General features: G+C 70.6%; 26 protein-coding genes. 12 read left to right on the top strand and 14 right to left on the bottom strand.

The window, feature by feature from the left end:
* Positions 1-85: 85 nt before the first annotated feature.
* The 6 genes from ACSVC7_RS15305 to ACSVC7_RS15280 form a co-directional block, all read right to left on the bottom strand.
* On the bottom strand, positions 86-1,627 hold the full coding sequence (locus tag ACSVC7_RS15305) for a PAS domain S-box protein (RefSeq protein ID WP_448205228.1): 1,542 nt from the start codon (positions 1,625-1,627) through the stop codon (positions 86-88).
* A gap of 197 nt (positions 1,628-1,824) precedes the next feature.
* Positions 1,825-2,229, bottom strand: coding sequence for a helix-turn-helix domain-containing protein (locus ACSVC7_RS15300; RefSeq protein WP_448205229.1), 405 nt, complete (start codon positions 2,227-2,229; stop codon positions 1,825-1,827).
* A 14-nt stretch (positions 2,230-2,243) separates the two neighbouring features.
* Positions 2,244-2,810 (bottom strand): Smr/MutS family protein, encoded by a 567-nt coding sequence (locus tag ACSVC7_RS15295; RefSeq protein WP_448205230.1) that lies wholly within the window; start codon positions 2,808-2,810, stop codon positions 2,244-2,246.
* Between the two features lie 116 nt (positions 2,811-2,926).
* Positions 2,927-3,592 (bottom strand): LutC/YkgG family protein, encoded by a 666-nt coding sequence (locus ACSVC7_RS15290; protein ID WP_448205231.1) that lies wholly within the window; start codon positions 3,590-3,592, stop codon positions 2,927-2,929.
* A 2-nt stretch (positions 3,593-3,594) separates the two neighbouring features.
* Positions 3,595-5,016 carry a LutB/LldF family L-lactate oxidation iron-sulfur protein gene (locus ACSVC7_RS15285; RefSeq protein WP_448205232.1) on the bottom strand — a complete coding sequence of 474 codons (1,422 nt, stop codon included), beginning with the start codon at positions 5,014-5,016 and terminating at the stop codon, positions 3,595-3,597.
* 4 nt (positions 5,017-5,020) lie between these two features.
* Positions 5,021-5,833, bottom strand: coding sequence for a (Fe-S)-binding protein (locus ACSVC7_RS15280; RefSeq protein WP_448205233.1), 813 nt, complete (start codon positions 5,831-5,833; stop codon positions 5,021-5,023).
* A gap of 157 nt (positions 5,834-5,990) precedes the next feature.
* Here ACSVC7_RS15280 and ACSVC7_RS15275 point away from each other — a divergent pair, with 157 nt between their 5' ends.
* Both ACSVC7_RS15275 and ACSVC7_RS15270 read left to right on the top strand, forming a co-directional pair.
* Positions 5,991-6,167 (top strand): hypothetical protein, encoded by a 177-nt coding sequence (locus ACSVC7_RS15275; RefSeq protein WP_448205234.1) that lies wholly within the window; start codon positions 5,991-5,993, stop codon positions 6,165-6,167.
* Positions 6,155-6,733, top strand: coding sequence for a hypothetical protein (locus ACSVC7_RS15270; protein ID WP_448205235.1), 579 nt, complete (start codon positions 6,155-6,157; stop codon positions 6,731-6,733). The genes ACSVC7_RS15275 and ACSVC7_RS15270 overlap by 13 nt, the downstream gene beginning before the upstream one ends.
* Here the strand turns inward: ACSVC7_RS15270 and znuB are convergent.
* Positions 6,730-7,515, bottom strand: coding sequence for a zinc ABC transporter permease subunit ZnuB (gene znuB, locus ACSVC7_RS15265; protein WP_448205236.1), 786 nt, complete (start codon positions 7,513-7,515; stop codon positions 6,730-6,732). The genes ACSVC7_RS15270 and znuB overlap by 4 nt on opposite strands.
* On the bottom strand, positions 7,508-8,320 hold the full coding sequence (gene znuC, locus ACSVC7_RS15260; protein WP_448205237.1) for a zinc ABC transporter ATP-binding protein ZnuC: 813 nt from the start codon (positions 8,318-8,320) through the stop codon (positions 7,508-7,510). The genes znuB and znuC overlap by 8 nt, the downstream gene beginning before the upstream one ends.
* An 88-nt stretch (positions 8,321-8,408) precedes the next feature.
* Here znuC and ACSVC7_RS15255 point away from each other — a divergent pair, with 88 nt between their 5' ends.
* The 3 genes from ACSVC7_RS15255 (at position 8,409) to ACSVC7_RS15245 (ending at position 10,888) form a co-directional block, all read left to right on the top strand.
* Positions 8,409-9,341 carry a zinc ABC transporter substrate-binding protein gene (locus tag ACSVC7_RS15255; protein WP_448205238.1) on the top strand — a complete coding sequence of 311 codons (933 nt, stop codon included), beginning with the start codon at positions 8,409-8,411 and terminating at the stop codon, positions 9,339-9,341.
* 255 nt (positions 9,342-9,596) lie between these two features.
* Positions 9,597-10,394, top strand: coding sequence for a 4-hydroxy-tetrahydrodipicolinate reductase (gene dapB / locus ACSVC7_RS15250; protein WP_448205239.1), 798 nt, complete (start codon positions 9,597-9,599; stop codon positions 10,392-10,394).
* Positions 10,394-10,888, top strand: coding sequence for a YqhG/Tai3 family protein (locus ACSVC7_RS15245; RefSeq protein WP_448205240.1), 495 nt, complete (start codon positions 10,394-10,396; stop codon positions 10,886-10,888). The genes dapB and ACSVC7_RS15245 overlap by 1 nt, the downstream gene beginning before the upstream one ends.
* 7 nt (positions 10,889-10,895) lie before the next feature.
* Here the strand turns inward: ACSVC7_RS15245 and ACSVC7_RS15240 are convergent, their stop codons facing one another.
* Together ACSVC7_RS15240 and ACSVC7_RS15235 are read right to left on the bottom strand one after the other, a co-directional pair.
* Positions 10,896-11,795, bottom strand: a complete 900-nt coding sequence (locus tag ACSVC7_RS15240; RefSeq protein ID WP_448205241.1) for a methylated-DNA--[protein]-cysteine S-methyltransferase — start codon at positions 11,793-11,795, stop codon at positions 10,896-10,898.
* An 80-nt stretch (positions 11,796-11,875) separates the two neighbouring features.
* Positions 11,876-12,379, bottom strand: a complete 504-nt coding sequence (locus ACSVC7_RS15235) for a DUF2244 domain-containing protein (RefSeq protein ID WP_448205242.1) — start codon at positions 12,377-12,379, stop codon at positions 11,876-11,878.
* 94 nt (positions 12,380-12,473) lie between these two features.
* On the opposite strand from ACSVC7_RS15235, the gene nth reads away from it, so the two are divergent.
* The gene (gene nth, locus ACSVC7_RS15230; protein WP_448205297.1) at positions 12,474-13,118 is read left to right on the top strand and encodes an endonuclease III; all 645 of its coding nucleotides are present in this window, start codon (positions 12,474-12,476) and stop codon (positions 13,116-13,118) included.
* A 31-nt stretch (positions 13,119-13,149) separates the two neighbouring features.
* On the opposite strand, the gene ACSVC7_RS15225 is transcribed toward nth, so the two are convergent.
* Complete coding sequence (locus ACSVC7_RS15225) at positions 13,150-14,718, bottom strand: phospholipase D-like domain-containing protein (protein ID WP_448205243.1); 1,569 nt, start codon at positions 14,716-14,718, stop codon at positions 13,150-13,152.
* Positions 14,719-14,974: 256 nt separating this feature from the next.
* Here ACSVC7_RS15225 and ACSVC7_RS15220 point away from each other — a divergent pair, with 256 nt between their 5' ends.
* Positions 14,975-15,454: a hypothetical protein gene (locus tag ACSVC7_RS15220; RefSeq protein WP_448205244.1), complete on the top strand. Its 480-nt coding sequence runs from the start codon at positions 14,975-14,977 to the stop codon at positions 15,452-15,454.
* Between the two features lie 79 nt (positions 15,455-15,533).
* On the opposite strand, the gene ACSVC7_RS15215 is transcribed toward ACSVC7_RS15220, so the two are convergent.
* Together ACSVC7_RS15215 and ACSVC7_RS15210 are read right to left on the bottom strand one after the other, a co-directional pair.
* Positions 15,534-16,244: a gamma-glutamyl-gamma-aminobutyrate hydrolase family protein gene (locus tag ACSVC7_RS15215; RefSeq protein WP_448205245.1), complete on the bottom strand. Its 711-nt coding sequence runs from the start codon at positions 16,242-16,244 to the stop codon at positions 15,534-15,536.
* Positions 16,245-16,254: 10 nt separating this feature from the next.
* The gene (locus tag ACSVC7_RS15210) at positions 16,255-17,244 is read right to left on the bottom strand and encodes an amidoligase family protein (RefSeq protein ID WP_448205246.1); all 990 of its coding nucleotides are present in this window, start codon (positions 17,242-17,244) and stop codon (positions 16,255-16,257) included.
* A gap of 288 nt (positions 17,245-17,532) precedes the next feature.
* On the opposite strand from ACSVC7_RS15210, the gene ACSVC7_RS15205 reads away from it, so the two are divergent.
* From ACSVC7_RS15205 to ACSVC7_RS15190, 4 genes are all read left to right on the top strand, one after another.
* Positions 17,533-18,069: a sigma-70 family RNA polymerase sigma factor gene (locus ACSVC7_RS15205; protein WP_448205247.1), complete on the top strand. Its 537-nt coding sequence runs from the start codon at positions 17,533-17,535 to the stop codon at positions 18,067-18,069.
* A gap of 38 nt (positions 18,070-18,107) precedes the next feature.
* Positions 18,108-18,548, top strand: a complete 441-nt coding sequence (locus ACSVC7_RS15200) for a hypothetical protein (RefSeq protein WP_448205248.1) — start codon at positions 18,108-18,110, stop codon at positions 18,546-18,548.
* On the top strand, positions 18,545-18,997 hold the full coding sequence (locus ACSVC7_RS15195; RefSeq protein ID WP_448205249.1) for a periplasmic heavy metal sensor: 453 nt from the start codon (positions 18,545-18,547) through the stop codon (positions 18,995-18,997). Before ACSVC7_RS15200 ends, ACSVC7_RS15195 begins: the two co-directional genes overlap by 4 nt.
* Positions 18,998-19,134: 137 nt before the next feature.
* A complete protein-coding gene (locus ACSVC7_RS15190) occupies positions 19,135-19,827 on the top strand; it encodes a hypothetical protein (RefSeq protein ID WP_448205250.1) in 693 nt (230 codons plus the stop codon).
* 93 nt (positions 19,828-19,920) lie between these two features.
* On the opposite strand, the gene ACSVC7_RS15185 is transcribed toward ACSVC7_RS15190, so the two are convergent.
* Entirely contained in the window at positions 19,921-20,742 is an 822-nt protein-coding gene (locus ACSVC7_RS15185; RefSeq protein ID WP_448205251.1) for an aldo/keto reductase, read from the bottom strand.
* 249 nt (positions 20,743-20,991) lie between these two features.
* On the opposite strand from ACSVC7_RS15185, the gene ACSVC7_RS15180 reads away from it, so the two are divergent.
* Entirely contained in the window at positions 20,992-24,024 is a 3,033-nt protein-coding gene (locus ACSVC7_RS15180; protein ID WP_448205252.1) for a PAS domain-containing protein, read from the top strand.
* The last annotated feature ends 23 nt before the right edge of the window (positions 24,025-24,047 follow it).

The raw sequence follows: 24,047 nt of genomic DNA, 5'->3' as shown, positions 1-24,047 counted from the left end.
AGGTTGGGTTAAGCCGGAGGCGCAACCCAACACCGTCCACAGTGCGACGTGTGTTGGGTTTCGCTTGCGCTCAACCCAACCTAGGCTACCAATCGGTGACGAAGCGTTCCCCGGGCAGGCGGATGATCACCGACGTGCCGGTGCCTTCCATGGAGCGGATTTCCAGGCGGCCGCCGTGCTGTTCGATCAGGGATTTGGCGATGGACAGGCCAAGCCCGATGCCTTCGTAGCGGCGGGCGAGGCTGGCGTCGCCCTGGACGAAGGGCTGGAACACCGTTTCCAGACGGTCTTCCGGAATGCCGATGCCGCTGTCGAACACCTCCGCCACCAGGGCGCCTTCGCTGTCGACGCGGGCGGACACGCCGATGCGGCCGCCTTCCGGGGTGAACTTGATGGCGTTGGACAGCAGGTGCAGCAGCACCTGCTTCAGCGCGCGGGGATCGGCCAGAAGGGGCGGCAACTCCACCCCGATGTCGGCCTCCACGCGCAGCTTGCCGCGTTCCGCCCGCTTGGCGACCAGGCGCAGGCAGGACACGACCACGTCGCGGAAATCGCAGAGCGATTCCTCCAGGTCGACACGGCCCGCCTCGATGGTCGCCATTTCCAGAAGGTCGTTGATGTTGGCGAGCAGCAGTTCGCCCGACCGTTTGATCTCCGCCGCGTAGTTCACATACATCGGGTTCTCCAACGTCCCCAGCATTTGCTGATGGATGACGTCGGCGAAGCCCAGAATGCCGTTCAGCGGCGTGCGCAGCTCGTGGCTCATGTTCGACAGGAAGGCGGTCTTGGCGCGGTTGGCCAGCTCCGCCGCCTCCTTCGCCTCGACCAGGGCCAGCTCCGCCGCCTTGGTGTCGCTCGTGTCGCGCAGCATGGCGACGAAGACGTGGAAGCCGGGCAGGTCGATCTCCGACAGCGACAGCCAGGCCGGGAATTCGCTGCCGTCGCGCCGCCTTGCGGTGACCTCGCGCCCGATGCCGATGACGTGCCGCTCGCCGGTGGTTTTGTAGCGGCGCATGTACTCGCCGTGCCGCGCCGCCTCGTCCGGCGGCATGAGCACGTGGATGTGCTGTCCCGCCAGCTCGTCGGGGCGATAGCCGAGAAGACGCTCCGCCGCCTGGTTGGAGCTGAGGATGACGCCGCGCGCGTCCACGGTCAGGATCGCCTCGACCGCCTGTTCGACGATGGCGCGGTTCTGCGCCTCGCTGCGTTTAAGCTCCTCCGCGGCGGCGCGGTCGGCCGTGACGTCCTCGATCACCGCCGTCAGAGCCTGGATCCGCCCGTCCGGGCCGCGCAAGGCCGACGGGCGCATGGCGGCGCGCATGACCGTGCCGTCGGCACGGAGAAAGCGCTTTTCGAAAGGGGCGGGCGTGGCGTCCCCCCGCACGACGCGGGCGAAGCGCTCGCTCTCCCAGGCCCAGTCCTCGGGGTGGGTGATGGCCTCCAGGGAGCGGCCGACCAGCTCCGCAGAGCGGCAGCCCAGGCTGTCGGCGAAGGCGTCGTTCGCCGCGACGATACGGCCGTCCAGCCCGGCGACGACCATGCCGACGGATGCGCTCTCGAAGACGTGACGGAACAGGTCGTCCGCGTGGCCGTCTTGCGGCACCCAGGGGGCGGCCTTGGCGGTCATCGAACGATCCTGTCTGAACGAACGTGGTCGCGGTGCAGCATGGAACAAATGTCATAGGCGTTCGCGCCGGGGAAATCGACCTGAAACGTTCCAGGGAATTGCCCCGGGGTGCGACCGATCATCCCACATGCGAATGATGGCCAGGGGATGAAGGCCGATCAGCGCCGCCGATCAGCGCCGCCGATCAGCGCCGCCGGTCAGCGCCGTCGGCCAGCCACCCGGCGCCGGGGCGCCGGGCCGCAGCGGGCCAGCGTTTCGTCCAGCACGCCGAGCATCCGTTCCAGCGTGCCGTCGTCCAGATCCTGGATGCGCTCGGCCAGCCGGTTCGCCAGCTCCGTCGCCTTGGGGCTGAGGCCGGCGGTGTCCACGGTGACGCGGGGGTGGGAAAGGTCGGCCAGCCGCTCCAGCTCCTCCGCCTCGTCCCAGATGATGCCGAAATAGGCACAGATCTGGCGGACCAGCTGCGGGGAAGGCTGGCCCCGCTTGCCGTGCTCCAGCGCCGACAGATAGGCCGAGGAGATGTGGAGGTCCGTCGCCATCTGCTTGAGGGTCACGCCCTTGCCCTCGCGCAGCGTGCGCACCCGTTGGCCGAAGGGAGTCATCGCCGCCCTCGTCCCTACCGGTCCCGGCGCCGCTTGATGAGGACGTAGAGCGCGCCCTCGCCGCCGTGCCGGGGCTGCGCGGGCCGCACGGCCAGAACCATGGGCCGCAGGGGGGAATCGGCCAGCCAACGCGGCACCGATTGACGCAACACGCCGGCCCCGCCGCTGTAGGTGCCCTTGCCGGTGATGACCAGCACGCAGCGCCGCCCCTCGTGCCAGGACCGGTGGACGAAGCCCGACAGGGCGCCGTGCGCCTGCGCCTGGCTCATGCCGTGCAGGTCGATGCGCCCGTCGATCTCCATCTCGCCGCGGCTGAAGCGGTCGGCGGTGCGGCGGTCGATGTTGTCCGTGTTGCCCAGCGTCAGCGGCGGCTGCGACGGGCGCGATCCCTTGGACAGGCCACCGCGCGGTGGGGCCACCGGCGGCGGCGCGGCGCTGGTGGGGACAGGTTCGGGCTCCGTGGCGGGGGCCGGTGGCGGTTCCGGATCCTCGACGACGCGTCCGGGCATCGGCTCGGCATCGCGCATGGCGATCCGCCACAGGCGCCGCTCCTCGGTGGTGACCGAGCGGCGGCGGCTCATGGCGCGCTCCTCGCCGCCGGGGGCGCGAGGAAGGGGGAGCGGGGCGGATCAAACACGGCTGTTCAAGGGCTTCCGGCACGGATGATCAGGGATAAGCCCTTGAACATTCCGCCGTGTCAATCCTCCACCAGCAGAATGTGCAGCCGGCGGGGGCCGTGGGCGCCCAGCTCGATCTTCATCTCGATGTCGCCGGTTCGTGACGGACCCGTAATGAAATTCACCGTGCGGGGCATGGCGCCGGCGGCGCGCAGCCGGTCCCAGGCGTCCTCCATCGTGCCGACCACCTGTCCGCGCTTCAGCACGACGATGTGCGTGTCGGGCAGGAAGTTCAGCGTCGTCGGTCGTTCCGCTCCCGAAAGGAGCATCAGCGTGCCGGTCTCTGCCACGGCTGCGAAGGCGCCGGTGACCGACGCGCCGTCGCTGTCGCGGGCGCGCCCCTTGGTGACGGTCAGGGTCGGGCGCTCGTCCCAGGGCACGGCGTCGAGAGCTGCGTCGGGGGCGACGCGCACCTCGGCAGGCAGGTTCAGCCCGGCCAGATACTCGGCCACGGCGCGCGGCACGTCGCCCAGCGACGGCAGCCGTTCCACCGTCGCCGCGACCTCCGTCGCCATGGCGACGAACAGGTCCACTTGTTGGTCCGGCGGGATCTGGGCGCGGGCCGGGACGAGGTTGCGCGGGTGGACGGCCAAGCGCCGGCGCGCCTCGTCGGCGCCGTCCGCCGAGTTCAGCGCCTTGCGGATGCCGCCCAGGATCTGGGCGCGGGCGGAGGAAGTGTCGGCCATGGTCAGCGCTTCCCTTTCGTCTCGGCCCAGAGCTGCTGGAAGGTCTTGCCCTCCGGCGCCGGCATGTCGCGGTATTGGGTCCAGCCCTGCGCCAGCGGCAGCGTGGCGAAGCGCCCCTTGCCGCGGCCGAGCGCGCCCAGCGCCCGCACGGCCATGCGCGTCGCCGCGTGGTACAGCGCCGGACGCCGCGCGAACCAGCCCCAGAAGGCCAGCCCCTTGCGCATACTGGCCGGCTGGAGACCGCGTTCGAACTCCTTCTCCCGCCAATGGCGCATCATCTTGGGCAGGGGGATGCGCATGGGGCAGACCGCCTCGCACCGCCCGCAGAAGGTGGAGGCGTTGGGCAGGTGCCCGGCCTCCTCGATGCCCAGCAGGGCCGGCTGCATCACCGACCCGATCGGCCCCGGATAGACCCAGCCGTAGGCGTGCCCGCCGACCGCGCCGAAGACCGGGCAATGGTTCATGCAGGCGCCGCAGCGGATGCAGCGCAGCACGTCCTGGAACTCCGTTCCCAGCAGCGCCGACCGCCCGTTGTCGAGCAGGACGACGTGGAACTCCTCCGGCCCGTCCAGGTCGCCGGGGCGGCGCGGGCCGGTGGAGACGGTGGTGTAGGCCGACGCCTCCTGCCCCGTCGCGGAGCGCGCCAGCAGGCGCAGCACCAGCGCCGCGTCCTCCAGCGTCGGCACCACCTTGTCGATGGTGGCGATCACGACGTGGACGCGCGGCAGGATTTGCGTCAAGTCGCCGTTCCCCTCGTTGGTCACGATGACGGTGGAGCCCGTCTCCGCGATCATCAGGTTGGCGCCGGTGATGCCGACGTCCGCCTGCTGGAACTTGCGGCGCAGCACCTGCCGGGCCTCGGCGATCAGCACCTTGGGATCGTCCAGCACGCGTTCCGGCGGCAGATCCGTGTGGGCCTCGCGGAAGGTGCCCTCCACATCCTGCTTGGACAGGTGGAAGGCCGGGGCGATGATGTGGCTGGGCGGTTCGCGGCGAAGCTGGATGATGTATTCGCCCAGATCCGTCTCGATCGGCGTCAGGCCGTTGGCCTCCAGATAGTCGTTGATGCCGATCTCCTCGGAGATCATCGACTTGCCCTTGGTGACGGTCTTTGCGTCAACCTTGCGGCATATGCCCAGGATGGCGTCGCGCGCCTCCTGGTCGGTGCGGCACCAGTGCACATGGCCGCCCTGCTCGGTCACCTTGGCCTCGAAGGCCTCCAGATAGGTGTCGAGGTTGGCGAGGACGTGGTTCTTCAGGTCGCGGCCCTGGTCGCGCAACGCCTCGAACTCTGGCAGGCGGTCGGCGGCTTGGCGGCGGCGGTTGACGAAACCGGCCGGCGCGATGGCGAGGACCTTCTGAAGCCGCTCGTCGCTCAGCGCCTTGCGGGCGTTCTCGGGGAAGGCGTGGGTGGTCGGGTGCATGGTCTCACGCCCTTTCGCCGATGGGTTCGCCGATGGGGGGAGCGTCGGTGACGCCGGCCAGCACCTCCGCCACATGACGCACGCGGATGGCGGAGCCCTCGCGCTTCAGCTTGCCGGCCATGTTCAGCAGGCAGCCCATGTCGCCGGCCAGCAGCGTGTCCGCCCCGGTCGCCGCGATGTCGGCGGTCTTCGCCTCGACCATGCGGTTGGAGATGTCCGGGTACTTGACGCAAAAGGTCCCGCCGAAGCCGCAGCAGACTTCCGCCCCCGGCAGTTCGTTGATCGTCAGGCCGTCCACGCTGTTCAGCAGGTGGCGGGGCTGCTCCTTGATGCCCAGCTCGCGCAGGCCCGAACAGCTGTCGTGGTAGGTGACCACCCCGTCGTAGCGCGCCTCCACGCCGGTCAACCCCAGCACGTCGGTCAGGAAGGAGACCAGCTCGAAGGTCCGCGCCGACAGGTAATGCGCCCGCGCCGCCCAGGCCGGGTCGTCGGCCAGCAGCTCCGGATAGTGCTTCTTGATCTGCCCGCCGCAGGAGCCGGACGGCACGACGACGTAGTCGAACCCCTCGAACGCCGCGATGGTGTTGCGGGCGAGGTCCTGCGCCGTCTTCCGGTCGCCGGAATTGAAGGCGGGCTGCCCGCAGCAGGTCTGTGCCGATGGCACCTCCACCGTGCAGCCGGCATCCTCCAGCAGCTTCACGGCGGCAAAGCCGACCGTCGGGCGGTAGATGTCGACGAGGCAGGTGACGAACAGCCCGACCCGGCGTGAAGCTTCCGGGGGCGATGTTTCCGGGGGCGAGGGGCGCTTTTCGGCCATGATGTCCCGTTCTTGCTGGGATTCGTTCTTCCTTGAGAGAGCGACTTTAGGTGGTCGTACCAGCGATGGCAACGGGGAGGGATGTGCGCCCAACTACGAAAATTCGCAGTTGTCGGTTATAGTAAGCGCTCACAAGAACGCTTGTGGGAGCGCTGCCATGGGCCACATGACCCGCCGTGACTGGATCCGCGCGAACGGCTGGGACCCGCGCGATCCGGACGCCATCGTCGCCTTCGTCCTCGAAAAGTCGGAAACGGAGGAGGACAAGAAGGCTGTCGAGGTCGAAGCGCACATCGTCGCCGCGCTGATGGGGGCCGAACCGTGGCCCGTGTGAAGGTCCTTCTCGCCGACACCGGCCCGCTGTTCACGCTCGCCTTGGGGGATGCCCTCGATCTGCTCGGCCGCCTGTCCGTCCCCGTCGTGCTCACCGACGAGGTCGTTTACGAGGCCACCTGGAACACGCAGAGCGAAGCCGCCCGCCTTGTCCGCCGCTGGCTCGACGGCAAGCCGGACTATCTCGAAGTCGTGGAAACCGAAGTCGGCCATATGGCGGCAAGCCTGCGGCGTGCCGGCATGAACGCGCCAAGCGACCTTGGGGAGGAGTCGGTGCTCAACGCCATCAAGCTCGGTCGTGTGGGCGAGGGTCCCTACATGATCGTGTTCGAAGAAGCGCGCTTGGCCGATCCGCAATTCTATGGTCCGCGCCCGGTTCACGCGGTGTCCACCCGCGCCTTTCTCGTCGGGCTTGAGCGGTCCGGTATCCTCACGCCGGGTGAAGCGGACGCCGTCTGGCAGAAGGTCCGCGGGGCGCGGCGCAACCCGAACCCGGCGATCATCGACATCCCGTCCGAGGTGGATGGCGAGGAAACACGCTGGATACCCGCCCCGGACACTCCCTAACCCCTCGCCGGCACGACCGCACTCGCCAGGAACAGGGCGGCTGCGGCCACCACGACGCTCGGGCCGCCGGGGAGGTCCCAGCGCAGGGAGGCGAGCAGGCCGCCCAGAACCGCGACCATGCCGAAACTTGACGCAAGCACCGCCATCACCTCCGGCGTGCGGGCGAAGCGGCGGGCCGCGGCGGCGGGGATGATCAGCAGGGAGGTGATCAGCAGGATGCCGACGATCTTCATCGCCGCCGCGATCACCAGCGCGATCAGCAGCATGAAGGCCAGCCGCAGCGCCTCCACCGGCATGCCCTCCACCCGCGCCAGGTCCTCGTCCACCGTCACGGCCAGCAGGGGGCGCCACAGCGCGATCAGACCGCCCAGCGCGACCGCCCCGCCGGCGTATATCCAGGCCAGATCCGCCGTGGTGACGGACAGGATGTCGCCGAACAGGTAGCTGATCAGGTCGACCCGCAGCGTCTCCAGAAAGGCAATGGCGACGAGGCCCAGCGACAGCGACGAATGCGACAGGATGCCCAGCACCGTGTCCGACGCCAGCGCCCGGTGCCTCTGCAACCCGACCAGCGCCAGCGCCAGCGCCACGCAGACCCCGACCACGCCGACCAGCGGGTTGACGCCCAGCAGGAAGCCCAGCGCGACGCCCAGCAGGGCGGAATGGGACAGCGTGTCGCCGAAATAGGCCATGCGCCGCCACACCACGAAGGACCCCAGCGGCCCGGCCAGCAGCGCGATGCCGCAGCCGGCGGCCAGGGCGCGAAGCACGAAATCATCCATGGCAGCAGTCCCCGTCGTGGCCGGGCATCACGCTGCCGTCTTCGGCGTGCGCGTGGTCGTGGTGGTGGACATAGACGGCCAGCGCGTCGGCGTGGCGGCCGAACAGGGCATGGTATTCGGGGTGGCGCCGCACATCCTCCGGCGTGCCCTGGCAGCAGACGTGCCGGTTCAGGCACAGCACCCGGTCGGTGCGCGCCATCACCGTGTGCAGGTCGTGGCTGACCAGCAGCACGCCGCAGCCGCGCGTCCGGCGCAACGTCTCGATGCGGGCGAAGAGTTCGGCCTGTCCGTGCACGTCCACGGCCTGGTCGGGCTCGTCCAGCACCAGCAGGTCCGGGTCGCCCAGCAGGGCGCGGGCCAGCAGCACGCGCTGCATCTCCCCGCCGGAGACGGACTGCACCGGGCTGTCGGCCAGATGGGCGACTCCGGCGTCCTCCAGCGCCGCCGCCAGCCGCTCCCGGGTCACGGGGCGCCACAGGGCGAGGAAGCGGCGGACCGTCAAGGGCAGGGTTGCGTCAACTGTCAACCGCTGGGGCATGTAGCCGATGCGCAGCCCGGGCCGCCGGCCGACCGTCCCGGCGGAGGTGCGGACGAGACCCAGCACCGCGCGCACCAGCGTCGTCTTGCCGGCGCCGTTGCGGCCGATCAGCGTGACGATCTCGCCCGGCCGCACCTCCAGGTCCACGCGGTCGAGCACGACGCGCCCGCCCAGGCGCACGGTCAGCCCTTTTGCGTCAACCAGGGGGGCTTTCGCTAGGGGAGCGCCGTCCTTGGGTGGTGGTGAGCCGGCAAGCTGAATTGACATGTTATGTTATAACGTGACATTGATCCGGACGAACACCCGTATGCGCCCGAAACGCCCGACTGTCCAGACCGACAAAAGGAACCCACCCATGCGCATCGCGCTCTCCGCCGTGCTTGCTGCCCTGATCGCCTCCGGCCCCGCGCTGGCCGACCCCCCGAAGGTCGTCGCCTCCATCAAGCCGGTGCATTCGCTGGTCGCGTCGGTGATGCAGGGGGTGGGGGAACCGGCGCTGATCGTGCGGGGCGCCGCCTCGCCGCACAGCTACGCGCTGAAGCCGTCGGACGCCAAGGCGCTGGCCGACGCCGACCTCGTCTTCTGGATCGGGCCGGAGCTGGAGGGTTTCCTCGCCAAGCCGCTGGAGGCCACCGCCGCCAAGGCCAGCACGGTGGAGCTGCTGACCGCCCCCGGCGTGACTCTCCTGAACGCCCGCGAGGGCGGCGCCTGGGACGCCCACGACCACGGTCACGGCCACGACCACACCTCCGCCCGGCACGAGCGTGGGCATGAGGAGGCGAACACCCACATCTGGCTCGACCCCGCCAACGCCCGCGCCATGGTCGCCGCCGTGGCCGACGCGCTGGCCGGCAAGGACCCGGCTAACGCGGCCACCTACAAGGCGAACGCGGAGCGCACCGCCCAGCGCATCGACGCGCTGGACGCGGAGCTGAAGGCCGCGCTCGCCCCGGTCGCCGGCAAGCCCTTCGTCGTCTTCCACGACGCCTACCAGTATTTCGAGGCGCATTACGGCCTGAACGGCGTCGGCGCCATCACCGTCAGCCCGGAACGCCGCCCCTCCGCCAAGCGCCTGTCCGACATCCGCGCCAAGATCGCCTCCCTGGGGGCGGCCTGCGTCTTCGCCGAACCGCAGTTCGAGCCGGCGCTGGTCGACACCATCGTTGACGGCACCAAGGCGAAGAAGGGCGTGCTCGACCCCGAAGGCGCCGACCTGCCCGACGGGCCGGACCTCTACCCCACGCTGATGCGCAACATCGCCGCGTCGCTGAAGGGCTGCCTGTCGTAAGAATCCTTAGGTTCAACCGGCGGAAGATCTCGGCCAGTGGGCAAGCGCTTTCTCCTGGCCGTCATCCCCGCGAAGGCGGGGATCCAGAAAGCTCGGCACATAAGTGCTTGAATCGGCTGGATCCCCGCTTTCGCGGGGATGACGATGGAAAGATTTTGCCCTGTTGACCGGGCCTCGTCGCGCAACGTTGGTGACAACTTAACCCAACCGGCGAGACGTGCTAGACCGTGCGGGAAGTTTCCCACGGAGGCAGGCATGAAGATCGGGGTCGTCGGGTGCGCGGGGCGCATGGGGCAGATGCTGGTGCGCGAGATCGCCGCCACGCCGGGCTGCACGCTGGCCGGCGGCACGGTGCGGGTGGGCAACCCGGCGCTCGGCAAGGATCTCGGCACGCTGGCCGGAATCGACGCGCTGGGCGTGGCCGCCATCGACGACGCGGCGGCCCTGTTCGCGGAGGCCGACGCGGTGATCGACTTCACTACCCCCGACGCCACCGTCCGCCACGCCGCACTGGCCGCCCAGTCGGAAACCGTGCTGATCGTCGGCGCCACCGGCATCAGCCCGGCCCAGCAGGAGGCCATCAACCAAGCGGCCACCCACACGCCCATCGTGCAGTCGCCGAACATGTCGCTGGGCGTCAACCTGCTGCTGGCGCTGGTCGAGCAGGTCGGCCGCGCGCTGGGCGACGACTTCGACATCGACATTCTGGAAATGCACCACCGCAACAAGGTGGACGCGCCCTCGGGCACCGCGCTGGGCCTCGGCCGTGCGGCGGCGGCGGGGCGCGGGGTGAAGCTGGAGGACGTCTGGCAGAAGGTCCGCGACGGCCACACCGGCGTGCGCCCGCGCGGCGAGATCGGCTTCGCCACGCTGCGCGGCGGCGACGTGATCGGCGACCACACGGTCGTCTTCGCCGGCGACGGGGAGCGGGTGGAGCTGACCCACAAGGCGTCGGGCCGGCAGATCTACGCCAAGGGCGCGGTCCGCGCCGCCCTCTGGGCCAACGACAAGAAGCCGGGCCTCTACAGCATGCGCGACGTGCTGGGCGTGTGATGCGCCGCCGGTCCCTCCTGATGGCGGCGGCGCTGGCGATTTTCGTCGGATTGCCGGGCGGACTGCCGGCCGGGATGGCGGCCGAACCGACGCCGGAGGCGTTCGTCTCCGGCCTCTACCGGCACTATGTCGGCAAGGGCGCGCGCGGGCTGGACCTGCACGATCCGGCACTGTGCCGGCGCCTCTTCACGCCCGACACCGCCGCCCTGCTGACCGCCGACCGTCGCGAGGTCGCCCGGCTCGGCGAGACGGGCCGGCTGGACTTCGACATCTTCGTCGCCGGCCAGGACTGGGAGCTTGCCAAGCCGCCCCAGGTCCGGGCGGAGCCGACCGGCCGCACAAGCGCCACGGTGATCGCGGAGGGGGTGAACGGCCTCGGTCCCGCGACCGTGCGCTACGACCTCGTGAAGACCGACGCCGGCTGGCGCATCCAGGACATGCGCTGGACGGACATCCCGGACTCGCTGCGCGCTATCCTCCAAAGGCCGTACTGAACCGCGCTCAAGCCACCGCTTCATCCTCCTCCACACCCTGGGCCTGTTCCCAGGCGAGCAGGGCGCGCTTGCGCGGGACGCCGTAGCGGTAGTTGTGGATGACCCCCGACTTCTGGATCACCCGGTGGCAGGGGATCAGCAGGCAGATCGGGTTGCGTCCGATGGCCGCACCCACGGCGCGCATGGCGGTCGGCTGGCCGATGGCGCGGGCCACGTCCTCGTAGGAGACGACCACGCCGGAGGGAATGCGCATCAGCGCCTCCCACACCTTGATCTGGAAGTTGGTGCCCTTCATCAGCAGGCGCATGGGTTCCTGGGCGGCCCCCTGCCAGCGGAAGGCGCGGGCGGCCGCCGGGCGGGTGGCGTCGGCGTCCTCGACCAGCCGGGCGGCGGGCCAGGCGCCGGCCAGCTCCTCCAGCGCGTCGCGCCCGTCCGGCCGGTCGGCGAAGCTCAGCCAGCAGACGCCGCGCTCGGTCGTGGCGACCAGCGACGGGCCGAAGGGCGTCTCGTGCAGGCCCCAACGGATGGTCAGGCCGCCGCCCAGCGCCTTGTACTCGCCGGGGGTCATGGCCTCGCAGGCGACGAACAGGTCGTGCAGCCGCGACGGCCCCGACAGCCCGACGTCCAGCGCCACGTCCAGCACGCTGCGGTTTTCGGCCAGCAGCCGCTTGGCGTTGTCCAGCGTCAGGAACTGCACGAAGCGCTTCGGGCTGATGCCGGCCCAGCGGGTGAACAGGCGCTGGAAGTGGAAGGGACTCATCCCCGCTACTTCGGCCAGCTCCTCCAGCGTGGGCTGATCCTGCCAGTTCTCGATCAGATGCCGGATGACGGTGCCGAGGACGCGGTAATGCTGCGCGTCGATGGAATCGGCGACGGGGGGATCGGCGACGGGGTTCAAGCACGGCATGGCGACGGTCTCCCTGGCTCCATGGACGGCCCAGGATGCGCCGAGGCCGGAGACCGACCAACCCGTTTCTTGCGGTCTTCCTAGTGGACCGGTTCCGGAGGGCAGGGGGTGTGGCGCCACGCGGCCAGGGCGTCCTTCAGGGCCTTGGCGAACTCCGCCCGCTCGTCCGGCGACAGGAAGGAGCCGACGACCACCGACTGCCCGTGCGAGGACAGGGTGACCTGACTCTCATGCCGGGGCGGGTCGTCCATGGTGACGCGCAGCCAATAGGGCTGGAAGGTCCAGCGCCGCTCCGGCCGCTTCCAGGCGACGCGCTGCACGGTCAGGTCGCTGTCGGTCAGCCGCACCCGCTCGTAGAGCCGCGCGGCCCGATAGTTGACGCGGAAGGCCAGCCACAGCACCAGCACGTCCAGCCCGCAGAAGGGCACCACCGGCCAGGCGCCGTTGGCGACGAAGATGCCGGCGATCAGCAGGTTGACCAGGATCACCGAGCCCATCAGCACCCGGAACCCGTGCCGCCCCAGGCTGCGGTGGGGGTGCAGGATCGCGTCGAAGAGGATGCACGGGGGCCGGGCTGTGGTCATATGACGAAGCTAATAAGCCTCCCGTCCGGAGTCCAGCGGTCCGCGGCGTCGGCGCGTTTGCATGACCGGTCGAGGTCCCGCTATTCTGCGCGCCATGAAGCCCGCCGCCGTCCAAGAATTCTTCCGCCGCCTCAGCGCCGCCAACCCGGAACCGAAGAGCGAGCTGGAGTACGTCAACCCCTACACGCTGCTGGTCGCCGTCGTGCTGTCGGCGCAGGCCACCGACATCGGTGTCAACAAGGCGACGGGGCCGCTGTTCCAGATCGTCACCACGCCCCAGCAGATGATCGAGCTGGGGGAGGAACGGCTGCGCGGTTACATCAAGACCATCGGCCTGTTCAACACCAAGGCCAAGAACGTCATCAAGCTGTCGGAGATCCTGGTGAAGGACCACGGCGGCGAGGTGCCGCGCGACCGCGAAGCGCTGGAGACGCTGCCGGGCGTCGGGCGCAAGACGGCCAACGTGGTGCTGAATGTGGCTTTCGGGGAGGAGACCATCGCGGTCGACACCCACATCTTCCGCGTCGGCAACCGCACGGGTCTCGCCCCCGGCAAGACCCCCGACGCGGTGGAGCAGAAGCTTCTGAAGGTGGTGCCCAAGGCCTACCGCCGGCACGCGCACCACTGGCTGATCCTGCACGGCCGCTATGTCTGCAAGGCCCGCAAGCCCGACTGCCTGGCCTGCCCCGTCGGCGATCTCTGCGGCTTCAAGGACAAGACGAAGCCCGCCGGGGCGTGACGCCGGGGGACGCCAGAGGACTCCAGGGGGCTCATCGACGGTTCATCGTTCGCGCCACGGCGTAGGCTCCCGCCACCGCGCCGGCGGTCAGCAGGGCCGCCCCCACCGCGCGGGTGAGGGAGCGCGGGGGACGCGGTGCCGGGGGCAGGCGCTTCCACACGGCCCAGGCCTCCTCCGGCCGGTCCGGGTCGGCGATGCGCAGGGCGGCGAAGGCCTGCTCGGTCAGGCCGGGGTCGGTGTCGGGCAGCGGCACCAGACGGCGGCCCGACGGTTTCCCCAGACGGTCCATGGCGGCGACGAGGCTGCCGGTCTCGCGGATCGCGGCGGACAGGTCCGACGGCTCGACCCCCATATGCTCGGCCAGCAGGCGGTTGCGCAGGGCACGGATCGCGGCGGCGGCGGACTCGTCGCCGGGGGGCGCCTCCAACGCCAGGTCGCATTCCGTGTCGTAGCCCATGGAGCGGTTGTTCAGGTTGGACGAGCCGACGCGCAGCAGACGGTCGTCCACCACCATCACCTTGGAATGCACGACGATGCCGGCCCCGCCCTCCGTCACCGGGGTCATGGCGCGCAGCCGGCCGTGCCGGTCCGCGGCGCGAAGCTCCTGAAGCACCACGCCGCGCGGCGTGTCCATGGCCATGCGGTCGAACCAGCTCGGGCTTTCCATCGGCACGACCACCACGACCTCCGGCCCGTCGGGCTCGGCCAGCCGGCGGGCCAGCGCGTGGGCGACCCGGAAGGAGGCGAAATACTGGTTTTCCAGATAGATGCTGCGGCGCGCCCCGGCGATGGCGGCGAAGGTCAGCGCCTCGTTCTCGCGCACCGCCGAGCCGGCGAGGCTGTCGGGGATGGTGCGGGCGATGCCGACCTGGGCGCCGGTCAGCAAGGGTGCCATGTCCTTCGGCCAGGGATCGCCCCCGGAAGCACCGGTCGCCGGAGGGGCGGCGGGGGGCGGGGCCTCCCCGGTGGCGTGGCGCCAGCGCTCGCGCGCCAGATCGCCCAGCGCGCGGGCGGCGTCGCCGTCCACCGCCATCATCAGGTCGTGGCGCGGCGCGTGGAGTTCGCCCGTCGGCCAGCGGCGGCGGGGCTCGTCGTCGCGGTGCTCCGGCGTGTCCCAGCGGTCGCCGGCCAGGTCGATGCCGCCGCAGAAGGCCAGCGCATCGTCGATCACCACCACCTTCTGGTGCTGGGCGGCCCCGACCGGCAGCGCCCCGTCCAGCCGCAGCGTCAGCCGCCGCCCGGTGCGGCGGTTCAGCTCGACCAGCGGGGCATGGGGATGCTCCAGCGAGATGGGGAAGGGCATGTCCCACTTCAGGGCGTGGACCCGCAGGGACGGGCGCCGCGCGATCAGGCCGGCGAGGAAATGGCCCAGCGTCTCCGGCGCGTCGGGGTCGAGGCGCATGCGCGGGTCGATGTCCCAGCCCAGCACCAGGATCGAGTGCCGCGCCCGCAGCATGGCGGCGCGCACCGCCGCGAAGAAGGCCGCCCCGTCCACCAGAACGGCGACGCGCTCCGCGCGCTCGATCCGCCAGCAGGTGGTGCCCGCGCGCAGGATCGTTCGCGGCGTCGCAAGCTCTGCGGTGTCGCGGTGATGGTCCATCCCGGCTCCGATCCGTGTCTGCCCTGCATCGAGTAACCCCTTCGGCGTCCCCCTGTTCCGCATCCGGGCTGGGGCGCCGGAAGGGCGAGCGCCGCAACGATGTCGGGGATTGCCTGTTGAGGTTGGCGAAAGGGGGCGCGGCTCCCGCAACGGGACGCACGGCGTTATGAGGCCGGCGGACCGGAGCCTTCGCGAAAATCCCCCGTTGGAAAAGGCGCCTCCGTGAACGGCGCCACCACCAGATGGAGAGATGAGGATGCGTAACCTGATGATCGGCGCCGTCTCGGCGCTCGCCCTGATGGCCGGCACGGCCGTGGCCCAGACCGGCAGCACCACGGGCACCACGACGGTCCGCCCGAGTGCTCCCGCCACCACGACCGCCCCGTCCACCGGCATGAGCACCACCGGCCCGGGCACCTCGGGTTCGTCGGGCATGTCCGGCACCTCGGGCTGGTCGGGCCAGACCACCGCCCCGTCGGGTCTCGGCAGCACCACCAGCAGCACCCCGTCGCGCGACAACCAGACCGCGACCGGCACGCATTGCCCGCCGGGCACCGCGAACTGCGGCCCTGACCAGGGCGCTACCGGTGGCGCGGGCGGCGCCGGCGCCGGCTCGGGCTCCAGCGGCACGGGCGGTGCCGGTGGCACCGGCGCGAGTGGCGGTGCTGGCGGCGCCGGGGGTGCGGGTGGCGGCGCTGGCGGTGGTGCCGGCGGCGGTGCTTCCGGCGGCCACTGACGCCACCGCAGCTTGGCTGCAAGACAGCGGGCGCGCCGGTTCTCCGGCGCGTCCGTTTTTCTTGTGTCCGATTTTTGTGTCAGGCGGTGGCGGCTTCCAGCGTCTCGGCGCCGGCGGCGGTGGCGACCAGGGTGCGGAACAGGGCCTGCTGGCGGTTGTCGGCGACCAGATATTCCGGGTGCCACTGGACGCCGATCAGGAAGGGGTGGGCCGCCGCCTCGATACCCTGGACGACGCCCGCGTTCTCCCGCGCCACCACGCGCAGGCCGTCGCCCAGCCGGTCCACGGCCTGATGGTGCAGCGCGTTCACCCGGCATTCGGCGATGCCCAGGATGCGGTAGAGGTGGCTGTGCGGCTCGATGCGGATGCGCTTGCGCGGCAGCACGGTGCGCAGGCGCGGCGCCTCCAGGTAGATCTCGTGGATGTCCATGTGCAGGGAGCCGCCGCGGTGCACGTTGATCATCTGCGAGCCGCGGCAGATGCCCAGCACCGGCAGGGTCAGCTTGGCCGCGCAGTCCAGCGCGTTCAGCTCCAGCTTGTCGCGCTCGGGGTCGATGCGGATGTGCGGGCGGGCGGCCTCGCCGTAGAGCGAAGCGTCGATGTCGTCCCCGCCGCCCACCACCAGCCCGTCCAGCCGGTCGATGGGGAAGGGATCCAGCGCGGTGATGCGCACCGCCCGCGCCCCGGCGCGGTGCAGGGCCAGCCTGTTCGCCCACCAGGCGATGCGGCTGCCGTGCACCGAGGCGGTGACCCCGATCAGCGGGCGTCCGGTGGGGAGGAACGCGGCCATGGCGTGCGCGTCAGCCGGTGCGCCGCCGACCGGCTTCGGCGGCCCAGTCGTCCAGCGCCTTGCGGGCGGCGAAGTCGCGGTAGTCGGAGCCCAGCCGGTCCAGCCGCGGGCGGTCGGCGGCCAGCTCCTCCACCGCCACCCAGCGGTTCCAGTCCTGGGCCAGCCGCCAGTTCGGGTCGCCCAGCCGGGCGTTCGGCAGGCGGTAGTGGAAGGTCGGGCGCGGCCGGACGTGCGGGTCCTGCACCTTGGCGAACAGCGTGTCCGGGGTCAGGTGGGCGAACAGCGGGAACAGGTCCAGCTCGCGGTTGCGGGTCGGGTTCGCCTCCAGATAGTCGGCGACCAGCCCGTCCATGTCCGGACGGTAGGCGGGATCGACGACCTTGACCGCGTAGTCCACCGGGAAGGCGGCGATGTAGCCGGTCAGCCGGCGCGTCGGGTCCACGCGGATCTCGCTGCGCAGCCAGGGCGACAGGATCAGGAACGCCTTCAGGTGGTCCAGCACATAGTCCGCGTCGGTGCGCGCCACCTGCGGATTGAAGTGCAGGCCGAAGGCGAACAGCGGGCTTGCCTCCGTCCCCGACGCGCCGCGCTCCCGCAGGGTGGTGAACAGCGCGTCCAGCTCGGGCAGGCGGTCGATGGGGATGGGCGGAGCGGCGATCTCGAAGGGCATGACGAGGCTGCCGATGTTGCCCCACCAGGGCCGCAGCGTTTCAACCACCGTTTCCACGAGCTTGGCGGGAGTGCCGGGCTCCGCGTCCGCCTCCTTCTTCTCGGGATGGGCGGAGCGCATGTCCAGTTCCACCGTGAAGTCGCCCAGCCGCGTGCCGGTCACGCGCCAGCGGTGGGGGTTCTCCCTCTCCGTCGTGCCGCCGTAAAGGTCGCGGACCACGGCGGCGGAGGAGGGAGCGTCGAGATCGGCGAATTCCACCTCCACGCCGACCTGGCGAGGGGAACCGTCGGGCGCGGTGGGGTGCGGGGGCGTCAGGAAAGCTGTATCCATGGTGCCCGTTCAACACGGCGCCCCAAGGCCCGGTTCCAGGAGGAAAAAAATGCCGGGTACCGCGCAGGAGGGAAGGGGGATGCCGCGTATAACCCTGTGGAAGCGGCCGGGAAGGCCCGACGGGGCGTGCCGGACGCGTCGTCCGGAAGAATCTTCCGCCAACGGGTCTTCCGCCAACTGGGCTTTCGCCAACAAGGGGTTCGCGGTCGCTTGGGACTGACGCGCAGACAGGAACGCATCGACGGATGCGGGGCCGCCGATTTCGGTGACCTGAGCGACGAGTCATTGATGGCCGAGGTGGCGGCGGGCAACCGCCGCGCCTTCGACGTCCTGACCCGCCGTCATTTGACGAGGAGCTTGAGCTTGGCCCTGCGCATCGCCGGGAACGCCCACGACGCCGAAGAGGTCGTCCAGGACGCCTTCCTCCAGGTCTGGCGGAACGCCGATGGCTGGCGGGGCGACCGCGCGCTCTTCACGACGTGGCTGTACCGCATCGTGGTCAACCGCGCCCTGACCAGCCGGCGGCGGCGCGGCTTCGCCCCGATGGAGGAGGCGGCCGAGATCCCCTCGCCGCTGCCGGGCGCGGAGGAGGCGGTGGAGGAGCGGCAGCTCGCCCGGAGCGTGGACAGCGCCATTGCGGCACTGCCCGAGCGCCAGCGGGCCGCGCTCAGCCTGTGCGTGTATGAGGAACTCAGCTGCGCCGAAGCGGCGAAGGTCTTACAAGTTTCCGTCTCCGCCATGGAGAGCTTGCTGGTCCGGGCGCGGCGCGTGCTTCGCGAGACGCTGCGCCCCCTGGTCGGCCCGTTCGACGAGGGCAACCGATGAAGCACAGCCCGATGAAGCATGGCCCGATGAAACACAGCATGACGATCGCACGCTTCCGGCATCTGGCCGAGGCCTACGGCGCGGACATCGCGCGCTGGCCGGCGGCGGAACGCGCCGTCGCCGCGGCCCTGCTGTCCACCTCGGACGAGGCCCGACGGGCGCTGGAGCAGGCGCGGGCGCTCGACTCCTGGCTGGCGCTCGCCGCTCCGGCGGTGGACGACGCACAGGCCGAGCGGATCTTCGACGCCATCGGCGAGCGCATCGACAACGAAGCCGCACCGTTGCTGGGCGGCGCCGTGATTCCGTTCCGCCGCACCCCGTCGCGTACCTTCTGGCCGGCCGCGGCTTTCCTCGCCGGGATGGCGGTGATGGGCGTGCTGGCGGGAACCGAAAACCTTCTGCAACCGGCCTCGACGCAAGCGGACGGCCTCGCCAGCCTCGTTGCGCCGCAGTCCTATCTTCTCGCGTGGAACGAATGACCACCCCCATGCGCCGCCCCATAGGCCGCCGTTTGATGCCCATCGCCCTGCTCGGGTCCGTCGGCCTGAACCTGTTCCTGGGTGGCTTCCTCCTGGGGCGCCCCCATCACCATGGCGGCCCGCCCCCGCCCGAGCGCTTCATCGAGCGGGTCGCCGAGACGCTGCCCGACGCCGATGCGGCCATCCTGCGCCGCGCCATGGCGGAGCATCGCGAGGACTTCGGCCGCGACCACGCGCGGCGCGACGACTTCATCCGGCAAGTCCAGGCTCTGCTGTCGGCGGAACCGTTCGACCCCAAGGCCATGCAGTCCCTGTTCGCCGCCCATGACCGCGCGGAGCAGGACTTCCGCGACCGCCTGCAAAAGGACCTGATCGCCGCCGCGACCGAGATGTCGCCCGAAGGCCGCCACCGCCTAGCGACCTTCCGCCCGGAGGGACGCCGGCCGTGAGGCGGCCCGTAAAATTTTAGCGACAGCGCGCAGGAGTCGGCGCAGGCGCGTGTCTAACCCTTTGTGAGCAACCCGCCCGGATCCCGCAGGACTTCCCGCCCTTGCGGCCGGAGGCGGGGCGGACGAAGGAGAATGACATGTCCATCTCAAGCGTGACCTCATCCTCGGTCGCCGGAGTGGCCCAGCAGCGGCCGCCGGGGCCGGGCAAGGAAATCCGGGAAGGGATCGGCCAGCTCAAGAAAGCCATCGATTCCGGCGATCTGGACTCCGTCCAGAAGGCCTATGATTCGCTGTCCAAGCTGCAAAGCGACTCCCAGTCCTCCAGCACCGGCGGCACCAGCGGCGCGTCCGATTCCAACAACCCGCTGTCGAAGATGCTGTCCGCCGTCGGCGACGCGCTGAAGACCGGCGACGTCTCCCAGGTTCAGAAGGCGTTCGAGGCGAACGGCCCCAAGGCTCATGGCGGCGGGCGCGGCGGGCGTGGCGGCGGCGACCGCATGGGACTCCCGCCGGACGGCGGCCAGGGCGGCCCGCCGGACGAGGTGAAGAGCGCCATGGGCAGCCTCGCCCAGTCGCTGCAATCCGGCGACCTGACCTCGGCGCAGGATTCCTTCTCGTCGCTGGCGAAGCTCCTGGGCACCAGCAACGACAATTCCTCCTCCACATCGTCCACCAGCAGCACGAGCAGCACGGGCTCGGCCAAGGACCGCTTCAAGACGATGCTGGACAGCCTCGGCACCTCCTTGCAGTCCGGCGATCTTTCCGGCGCGCAGAAGGCCTTCGCGTCCCTGGCGCCGCGCGGTTCGCAGGGGGTCAACGTCACGGTGTGACGTGATGAGCCGACCTGTCGGCCGAACGGAACGACGCCGAACGGAACGACTGGGCAAGCCCCGTCCGGGCCGGGAATGGCTGCGGACGGGGGCTCAGGTGTCCCAGTTCGGCGCCCAGCTGGGCGCGATGGTGCGGGTGTGGCCGGCCAGCTTGTCCAGCGCCGCGCGGTCGGCGGGATCGAGCTGGAGGTCGAGTGCGGCGAGATTCGCGCGCAGATGCTCGACGCTCGTCGCCTTCGGGATGACCGCCACGTTGTCCTGGCCGAGCAGCCATGCGAGCGACACCTGCGCCGGGGTGGCCCCCATCTTGTCCGCGATGCGCCGGATCTCCGGATTGGTCAGCACCTCCCCGTGGGCCAGCGGGCTGTAGGCCACCAGCAGCATCCCGCGCGGGCGCAGATAGTCCAGAACCGGCGCCTGCGACAGCAGCGGGTGGTATTCCACCTGATCGCAGAAGATGTCGGCCCCGATCTCCTCCACCGCCTGACGCAGAAGGGCGACGGGGAAGTTGCTGACGCCGATGCGGCGCACCTTGCCGGTGGTGCACAGCTCCGTCATGGCGCCCAGCGTCTCCTCCAGTGGCACACGTGGGTTCGGCCAGTGGATCAGCAGCAGGTCCACATAATCGGTGCGCAGCCGGCGCAGGCTTTCCTCGGTGGAGCGTTCGACCTCGCCGCGGGTCAGCCGGTCCATCCACAGCTTCGTGGTCAGGAAAAGCTGGCTGCGGGTGATGCCGGCTTCGGCGATGGCGGCGCCGACCTCGGCCTCGTTGCCGTAGGCTTGCGCGGTGTCGATGTGCCGGTAGCCGAGGTCGAGCGCGCCCCGCACCACCCGGGCGCACACCGATCCGGTCAACTGCCAGGTGCCGAGTCCCAGCGCGGGCATGTGGGTTCCGTGGTGTGTGAGTGTCTTCATCGAGGGCTACCCCTTCCGATCAGCGGAAACATCTGCATTTTAGGTAAACTTCATAATAAAGACTTATCGTCGTTCGGAGCTGTACTCCGTAATTGTAGCCTTTGATCGAGCATGATCCAGACAATGCCGTGGATTTGTTTGAGCGATTAACTGTGATTTAACCATAACCGGCTATCCCAGAGACCGGCGGAACGGTCCTGACCTTCGACGCCCGGCCGCTTTTCCGCCCGATGGGGAGCCCGAGACACCATGACCCTGCTGGCCCGCCTTTTTGCGCTGGTGCTGCTCGCCGTGCTGCCGGCCATCGGCATCCAGGCCTACAGCGTCCTCCAGTTCCGCGCGGAGCGCGAGCAGGAGGTGGCTGCCCAGGCCGAGCGTCTGCTGCACCTCGTGGAGGGTGAACAGGCGCGCATCGTGGATGGCGCGCGGCTGATGGTCACGGCCATCGCGGAATCGGCCACCGTGCGCGCGGGCGACCACGTTCGGTGCCGGGAGCATCTGGGCCGTCTGGCGCACCGGGCGTCCGAATACCGCGGGCTGGCGGTGATCGGCCTGGACGGCGCCGTCCTGTGCAGCGGCGTGCCGGAAACGGCGGGCGCCGTCGCGATGGACCAGCCCCACATCCGCCGCGCGATCCAGGAAGGGCGCTTCGTCGTCGGCGAATGGACTCCGGATGGTGCGAGGGGGGATGGTGCAAGGGGCGACGGTACGAGGGGTGATGGCGCGACGAGCGAGGCTCCGGGCCGGGGTGTGCTGCCCTTTGCCGTGCCGTTCCGCAACGATGCGGGCGACGTGGCGGGGGTCGTGACGCTCGGCCTCGACCTGCCCTGGCTGTCGGCCAACTTCGCCGCGCGCCCGCTGCCCGACAACGCCAGCCTGATGGTGACCGACCGCAAGGGCGCCATCCTCGTGAAGCTGCCCAACGGCATCGCGCAGCGCGGGGAGCGCGTGCCGCAATCCTACCTGGACCTGATCGACGACGAGCGCGGTGGCGTCCTCACCATGCCGGGATTGGACGGCGTGACGCGCGTGCTAGCCTATTCCCCGGCGCAGCGCGGCGCGCGCGACCTGTTCGTCAGCGTCGGGCTGGACCACGCCGCGGCCATCGGGGCCATCGACCGCACCACCCGGCACGGCCTGCTGATGACGCTGGCCGGGCTGCTGGTGGCGATCGCCGCCGCCTGGGTCGGCGGCACCCTGTTCATCCGCCGGCCGGTCGAGGCGCTGATGCGCGCCGCGCAGGGCTGGCGCGAGGGCAACTCCGCCGCCCGCGCCGGGCTGGTGGACCGCAACTCCGAAATCGGCCGTCTGGGCCACGCCTTCGACGCCATGGCCGAAACGCTGGAGGCGCGGGAGCGCGCGCTGCGCGGCTCGGAGGAGCATATGCGGGCGGTGCTCGACGCGCTGCCGGCCTTCATCGGCGTGCTGACCCCGACGGGCGAGGTCCTTCAGGTCAATCGCGCCGCCGTCGAGGTCGCCGGCCTGCCGGCCGACCGGATCGTCGGGCGTCCCTTCCACGAGACCTGCTGGTGGTCCTTCGACGGCTCGGCCCGCGACCGCCTGCGCGCGGCGGTGGCCCGCGCGGCGCATGGCGAAGCCTCCCGCTTCGACGCGTCCATCAGGCTGTCCGACGACCGGTCGATGATCGTCGACGTCGGGCTGACCCCGATGCTGAACGCCGAGGGGCGGGTCACGCACCTGATCGTCTCCGGCATCGACATCACCGAGCGCAAGCGGACCGAGGAGGCGCTGCGCGTCACCAACGAGCGGTTCCGCACGGCGCTCCGCAACTCCGGCGTGGTGGTGTTCAACCAGGACCGCGACCTGCGCTACACCTGGATGCACAACCCGGCGCTGGGCTTCACGAACGAGACCGTGGTGGGCAAGACCGACCGCGAGATCTTCGAGGACCGCGGCGATGCCGACGCCCTGACCGCCATCAAGCGCCGCGTCCTGGACACCGGCGAAGGCGTGCGCGAGGAAATCCGCATCCGGCAGAAGGGCGAGGACCATTACTTCGACCTGACCGTCGATCCGTTGCGCGGCCATGACGGCGCCGTCGTCGGCATCACCTGCGCCGCCGTGGACGTCACCGGCCGCAAGCAGGCCGAGGCCGACCTGCGCCGCGCGCGGGAGGAGGCGGAGCAGGCGGCCGTCAGCAAGTCCAAGTTCCTGGCCGCCGCCAGCCACGACCTGCGCCAGCCGGTGCAGTCGCTCTACCTGTTCGCCGCGGCCCTGACCGACCGGCTCCAGGGCAACCCCAGCCTGCCGCTGCTGGACAACATGCGCCAGTCGCTGGACACGTTGAAGGCGCTGCTGGACGGGCTTCTCGACATCTCGCGGCTGGAATCCGGCAAGATCGCCGTCGCCCCGACCGAGGTGCGGATGGGGCAGGTGCTCGGCCGGCTGGTCGCCGAATACGCGCCGCGCGCCGCCCAGAAGGGGCTGGAACTGCACGCCGTGCCGACCCGCGCCTGGGTGCGCACCGACCCGGCCCATCTGGAGCGCATCCTGCGCAACCTGATCGAGAACGCGCTGCGCTACACCCGCCAGGGCCGCATCCTGATCGGCTGCCGCCGTGCGGCCAAGGACCGGCTGCGGGTGGAGGTCTGGGACACCGGCGTGGGCATCCCCGCCGACCGGCTGGACGAGATCTTCGAGGAGTTCACCCAGCTGAACCAGAGCGGCGACCGCGGGCTTGGGCTGGGGCTGGCCATCGTCAAGCGCTTGTCCGCCCTGCTGGAGCACCGGGTGACCGTGCGGTCGCGCGAAGGGCTGGGCTCCGTCTTCGCGGTGGAGCTGCCGCGCGTCGTCACCGACCGGGATCGCGCCCGTCCGGCGGCCGCCCGTCCGTCCGCCGCCCACCCGTCCGCCAGCGTCGACGTGCGCCAGCCGGCCAACGACTGCGAGGTCAAGGGCATGGTGCTGGTCATCGACGACGAGGCGATCATCCTGCTCGGCCTCAAGGCGATGCTGGAGGGCTGGGGCTACAGCGTGCTGACCGCGCGGTCGGGCGACCAGGCTCTGGAACGGCTGCGCGCCGACGGCCGCCGCCCGCAGATCGTGCTGGCCGACTACCAGCTCCAGCAGGGGCGGACCGGTCCGGAAGCGCTGGCCGCCGTGCAGGGGCTGGTCGGCAAGGACGTGCCCGGCATCATCCTGACCGGCGACACCGCCCCGGAACGGCTGGACGAGGCGCGCCGCAACGGCTTCCGCATCCTGCACAAGCCGGTGTTCCCGAACGACCTGCGCAAGCTGATGGCGAGCGCCGGGGCGGCCTGACCCTCATCCGTCGGCAGGGGGCG

It is taken from the genome of Azospirillum mesophilum (assembly GCF_053470405.2).
The sequence above is the reverse complement of the archived record's forward strand: the minus strand, read 5'-3'. Positions and strand labels throughout refer to the sequence as shown.

Bases quoted from the DNA above. Each gene is read 5' to 3' on its own strand.
- ACSVC7_RS15305 (WP_448205228.1), bottom strand. From the start codon at position 1,627: ATGACCGCCAAGGCCGCCCCCTGGGTGCCGCAAGACGGCCACGCGGAC.
- ACSVC7_RS15245 (WP_448205240.1), top strand. From the start codon at position 10,394: ATGCGCCGCCGGTCCCTCCTGATGGCGGCGGCGCTGGCGATTTTCGTC.
- znuB (WP_448205236.1), bottom strand. From the start codon at position 7,515: ATGGATGATTTCGTGCTTCGCGCCCTGGCCGCCGGCTGCGGCATCGCG.
- ACSVC7_RS15275 (WP_448205234.1), top strand. From the start codon at position 5,991: ATGGGCCACATGACCCGCCGTGACTGGATCCGCGCGAACGGCTGGGAC.
- ACSVC7_RS15205 (WP_448205247.1), top strand. From the start codon at position 17,533: ATGGCCGAGGTGGCGGCGGGCAACCGCCGCGCCTTCGACGTCCTGACC.
- ACSVC7_RS15195 (WP_448205249.1), top strand. From the start codon at position 18,545: ATGACCACCCCCATGCGCCGCCCCATAGGCCGCCGTTTGATGCCCATC.
- ACSVC7_RS15215 (WP_448205245.1), bottom strand. From the start codon at position 16,244: ATGGCCGCGTTCCTCCCCACCGGACGCCCGCTGATCGGGGTCACCGCC.
- ACSVC7_RS15255 (WP_448205238.1), top strand. From the start codon at position 8,409: ATGCGCATCGCGCTCTCCGCCGTGCTTGCTGCCCTGATCGCCTCCGGC.
- ACSVC7_RS15200 (WP_448205248.1), top strand. From the start codon at position 18,108: ATGACGATCGCACGCTTCCGGCATCTGGCCGAGGCCTACGGCGCGGAC.
- ACSVC7_RS15280 (WP_448205233.1), bottom strand. From the start codon at position 5,833: ATGGCCGAAAAGCGCCCCTCGCCCCCGGAAACATCGCCCCCGGAAGCT.
- ACSVC7_RS15225 (WP_448205243.1), bottom strand. From the start codon at position 14,718: ATGGACCATCACCGCGACACCGCAGAGCTTGCGACGCCGCGAACGATC.
- dapB (WP_448205239.1), top strand. From the start codon at position 9,597: ATGAAGATCGGGGTCGTCGGGTGCGCGGGGCGCATGGGGCAGATGCTG.
- znuC (WP_448205237.1), bottom strand. From the start codon at position 8,320: ATGTCAATTCAGCTTGCCGGCTCACCACCACCCAAGGACGGCGCTCCC.
- ACSVC7_RS15300 (WP_448205229.1), bottom strand. From the start codon at position 2,229: ATGACTCCCTTCGGCCAACGGGTGCGCACGCTGCGCGAGGGCAAGGGC.
- ACSVC7_RS15285 (WP_448205232.1), bottom strand. From the start codon at position 5,016: ATGCACCCGACCACCCACGCCTTCCCCGAGAACGCCCGCAAGGCGCTG.
- ACSVC7_RS15180 (WP_448205252.1), top strand. From the start codon at position 20,992: ATGACCCTGCTGGCCCGCCTTTTTGCGCTGGTGCTGCTCGCCGTGCTG.
- ACSVC7_RS15290 (WP_448205231.1), bottom strand. From the start codon at position 3,592: ATGGCCGACACTTCCTCCGCCCGCGCCCAGATCCTGGGCGGCATCCGC.
- ACSVC7_RS15295 (WP_448205230.1), bottom strand. From the start codon at position 2,810: ATGAGCCGCCGCCGCTCGGTCACCACCGAGGAGCGGCGCCTGTGGCGG.
- ACSVC7_RS15185 (WP_448205251.1), bottom strand. From the start codon at position 20,742: ATGAAGACACTCACACACCACGGAACCCACATGCCCGCGCTGGGACTC.
- ACSVC7_RS15210 (WP_448205246.1), bottom strand. From the start codon at position 17,244: ATGGATACAGCTTTCCTGACGCCCCCGCACCCCACCGCGCCCGACGGT.
- ACSVC7_RS15220 (WP_448205244.1), top strand. From the start codon at position 14,975: ATGCGTAACCTGATGATCGGCGCCGTCTCGGCGCTCGCCCTGATGGCC.
- ACSVC7_RS15235 (WP_448205242.1), bottom strand. From the start codon at position 12,379: ATGACCACAGCCCGGCCCCCGTGCATCCTCTTCGACGCGATCCTGCAC.
- nth (WP_448205297.1), top strand. From the start codon at position 12,474: ATGAAGCCCGCCGCCGTCCAAGAATTCTTCCGCCGCCTCAGCGCCGCC.
- ACSVC7_RS15240 (WP_448205241.1), bottom strand. From the start codon at position 11,795: ATGCCGTGCTTGAACCCCGTCGCCGATCCCCCCGTCGCCGATTCCATC.
- ACSVC7_RS15190 (WP_448205250.1), top strand. From the start codon at position 19,135: ATGTCCATCTCAAGCGTGACCTCATCCTCGGTCGCCGGAGTGGCCCAG.